The organism is Moorena sp. (assembly GCF_982860115.1).
The window spans coordinates 1-3,551 of the sequence record NZ_CEYLVT010000399.1 but is presented as its reverse complement, the minus strand read 5'-3'; the positions used below and the strand labels follow the sequence as shown (position 1 = coordinate 3,551).

4 protein-coding genes are annotated in these 3,551 nt (G+C 42.1%); 3 read left to right on the top strand and 1 reads right to left on the bottom strand.

The genetic code is table 11. The features are described 5' to 3' along the window. Window positions 1–89 precede the first annotated feature (89 nt). Window positions 90–887, bottom strand: coding sequence for a pentapeptide repeat-containing protein (locus AC4II3_RS31990; protein ID WP_488016907.1), 798 nt, complete (start codon window positions 885–887; stop codon window positions 90–92). Window positions 888–1,074: 187 nt separating this feature from the next. On the opposite strand from AC4II3_RS31990, the gene AC4II3_RS31985 reads away from it, so the two are divergent. The 3 genes from AC4II3_RS31985 to AC4II3_RS31975 all read left to right on the top strand — a co-directional run bounded on the left by AC4II3_RS31985 (window position 1,075) and on the right by AC4II3_RS31975 (window position 3,193). After that, entirely contained in the window at window positions 1,075–1,578 is a 504-nt protein-coding gene (locus tag AC4II3_RS31985) for an RNase A-like domain-containing protein (RefSeq protein ID WP_488016905.1), read from the top strand. Between the two features lie 346 nt (window positions 1,579–1,924). After that, window positions 1,925–2,212 (top strand): hypothetical protein, encoded by a 288-nt coding sequence (locus tag AC4II3_RS31980; RefSeq protein WP_488016904.1) that lies wholly within the window; start codon window positions 1,925–1,927, stop codon window positions 2,210–2,212. Window positions 2,213–2,557: 345 nt separating this feature from the next. Then, a complete protein-coding gene (locus AC4II3_RS31975; protein ID WP_488016902.1) occupies window positions 2,558–3,193 on the top strand; it encodes a DUF4231 domain-containing protein in 636 nt (211 codons plus the stop codon). The last annotated feature ends 358 nt before the right edge of the window (window positions 3,194–3,551 follow it).

The following is a 3,551-nucleotide window of genomic DNA, read 5'->3' as shown; positions in this document are numbered from 1 at the left end:
TTGCCTATTGCCTATTGCCTATTGCCTATTGCCTATTACCTATTGCCTATTGCCTATTGCCTATTGCCTTATTCCCTATTCCCTTGTATTTAATGATTAAAAATTTTCAAACCATTATTATCATTCGACTCTTCAAAAATTGCTCCCATTTTATTCAAGTCAAGCTTCATATCTTCAGAAATTCCTAAATTATTTACCAACCGGGCTTTCTCTAATTTAGCATCACTCAGATTCACCTTACTCAAGTTAGTCTCCCCCAGGAGAGCACATCTGAGGTTAGCAGCACTCAGTACTGTATAATCCATCGAGGCATAACTTAAGTTGCTGTAACTCAAATTAGCATGATTAAAAATGGCATAATTCAAAGTAGCACAACTTAAGGTAGCACCAAATAGATTCGCTTCGCTGAGGTTAGCACCGAATAGATTAGCATAACTCAGATTAGCATTACTCAAGATAGCATGGCTGAGGTTGGCATTACTCAGGATAGCATAGCTAAAGTTAGCATTGCTGACTATAGTACCCCTAAGATTACTACTGCTGAGAATAGCACGACTGAGGATAGCCTCGCTGAGATTAGCATCACTAAGATTAGCCTCACTAAGATTAGCCTCATTCAGGTCAGTGCCAAACAAGTTAGCTCCCAATAAATTAGCACCAAATAAATTAGCACCGTTGAGTTTAGCCAGGCTAAGGTTAGCACCACTCAAATTGACACTGCTGAGGTTAACACTACTCAAATTAGCACCGCTGAGATCAGCGCCTGCACAATCGGATGTTGTATTAAGACCAGCAATTCTTCCTATCTCCAAAAAGTCCTTAGTTTTATCCTCTATAGAGCGATCGATTAACGGTTGCCCTTCTGGCCGAATTTCTTGATTAGACATAGGTTGACTTAACCAAAATTAATATATTCATCAAAATTTTACTCTATACAGCTTTGAGGGCAATGAGCTCATCCCTGATACAGTCAGTCGCCCATTGAACCTCCTTTGATTGTCTTGATGCAGTGGCTGAGGATGTTACAATTAAAAAGCTGCTGGGAATAGTAGGTAAAAACAGACATTATTTAAGATGCTTACCCATTGGAAAAAATCCCTAGCCAAGAGTGCTGGACTATTGGCTGTTTTGACTCTTGTACAGAGTTTCTGCGTGAGTCAATCAGCTTTTGCGCAATGCGTGCCGAGTAATTTTTCCTCCGACTGGTTACAACGACAGGAGTACCTTGGTGGTCACACCATTGATCGCCATGTTGGTAAAAGTGATCAACAACTAGTAGACCGATTAATTAATGCTCCCAGAATCAGCGCAGCTAGCACCTATGGCGATTTGGAAACTGCTGCCACTAATATTCAAGCTGCTTTGAGAGCCAACCGGAATAGATTAAATAGTTGGGTTCTTGATGCTGCTATAGGTGAGAAGCGAGCTGTTAAGTATAGGGCTACGGAAGTAGTTGGTCGTGTGGCTAGACGTCCTCCTTCTATGAGCAATATTTCTAATAGTACAAAGTTGCTTGTGGTTATGAAAAAAACAGCAAAGGGAGATTGCTTACTTCTTACGTCATATCCCGCTAGATAACTGCTCAGGGGATTGTAGATTGTAGATATGTAAGCACTCAGCTTAAGCGCTACGCGCACGCTGCGCGAACAGCTATCAGCGAACAGCGATTAGCGCTACGCGCACGGGTGCGCGTTCAGCTTTTTAATAAAAGAGGTAAGCATTGGTTTAATATGAGTTAAGTCTCCTGACAGCTGGCGGCTGACGGCTGACGGCTGACGGCTGAATGCTTACGTAGATTTTATAGTTTAGACTGACCCTTGCTTAAACTATAATATCTTGTATTTATTTAATCTTCAGTCTCTAATTCTCCAATCTTCAGTCATTACTCAACATTACCAATTAACTATACACCAAAAATCTACCCATGAGCCAAAAACCTAACTACGAAAATCTCTACAGTTTTCTTGCTGGGGAGTTTGCTGAAGCTGATTTTGAAGGTAAAAGTGATGAAGAGGTAGTTCTTGGCTGCAACAATCCAGAACTTGCCAAGTGGCATCGTACCATAATTACCGAAGGACGGGTTGCTTTGGCTTCTCGCTCCTTTCCCTGGAAAGATGTGGGTGACTATGCCAATCGCCATTTTGAAACTGAAGAAAGTGCTAGAAAATGGCTAACAGAAATGCTCGACCTGTTGGAAAGTGGCCTTGATTAAGTATCCGGAAGAGAGTAAAGTACTTGCTTATGATAGCTAAATCCTCACACTTATAGAGATTGCTACTGCCTTTTTTTTCTAAAAATTTCCAATACAAGCTGCTTGGCTCGCTTCCGCCAAATTACCATGACTACTATGAAAAAAAGGGTATTATTTCCCCGATTAAACTATACTCGAAACTTGAGAATTTGTCCTTACCCAGGTTGCAATAATTCCCGGTTATAACTGGAGTAATGAATCCCAAAAAAAAATCCATACATGTACCTAGCCATTGTCAAGGTTTTTTTCCATAACAGTCGGGTATAGGTCTGGGGAATCCTCTCAAGTAAACAGGACGAGTGAATCATGGTAAAAAAACGGTCTTATCGGGAACAATATAAAGAAGAGATGGGTGGGTTGATTGATGGAATTGATCTATCGGAAATGCAGAAGCGGTTTATCAAAGCTCGCTGGCTCGACCAAGTGTTGTGGTTAGACAAGCGAGCAAATCAGTGTCGCAACCACTATTATGCCCTGCGAATGATGACCATTATCGGAGGGGTAATTGTTCCGGCTTTAGTGGGTATCAACAGCAGCGACGGTAAAATCAGAGTAGCCTTGGGTTGGACTGCCTTTGGACTGAGTCAGGTAGTGGCAATTAGCGCCGCTGTAGAGGAGCTATTTCAATATGGCAAACACTACACTCAGTATCGCAACACCGCAGAAGCCATGAAGATAGAAGGCTGGCAATTTCTTCAGTTAAGTGGACCTTACCAACGTGTAGAAAACCACACCCAGGCATTTACCCAGTTTTCCTCCCGTGTCGAGGCGCTGATTAAAAAAGATGTAGAAGGATACATCAGCGAGGTTCAGCACGACCAGGAAAAGGGCAGGGAGCAAACAGAGTTCCTATCTCAAAACCCAACTCAAAACCCAACTCAAAACCCAGGTATGGCTGAGTCACAACTCAACGAACAATTACAACAGGCAGCGATTCGATAAGCCAGCCAATTCCCAAATGATTACCCCCTCTGAGGGGGTAATCCTGGTAATCCCTCAAAGATGTCCAGACTTATCTGCCAGACGTGCTGGGTGGTCTTGAGGAAAAGAAGATTTTAGATAAGCTAACCTTGATTGCTGCGATCGCTACTATCGGTTGACTGCTGACCAGCTAATGGTAAGACTGTTAGCTTAGCATCACCTTAGGGAATTCTATAACTATAGGTTCCGAGACTTGTGAGCCCAAGTTTCTCTCAAATAGTTATATTGAATCCCTACTGAACTACTTAACTACCAAAAATGAATACTTTTTTCGATGCCTTCATCTCCTACGGACGAGCTGATAGCAAAGTATTTGCTA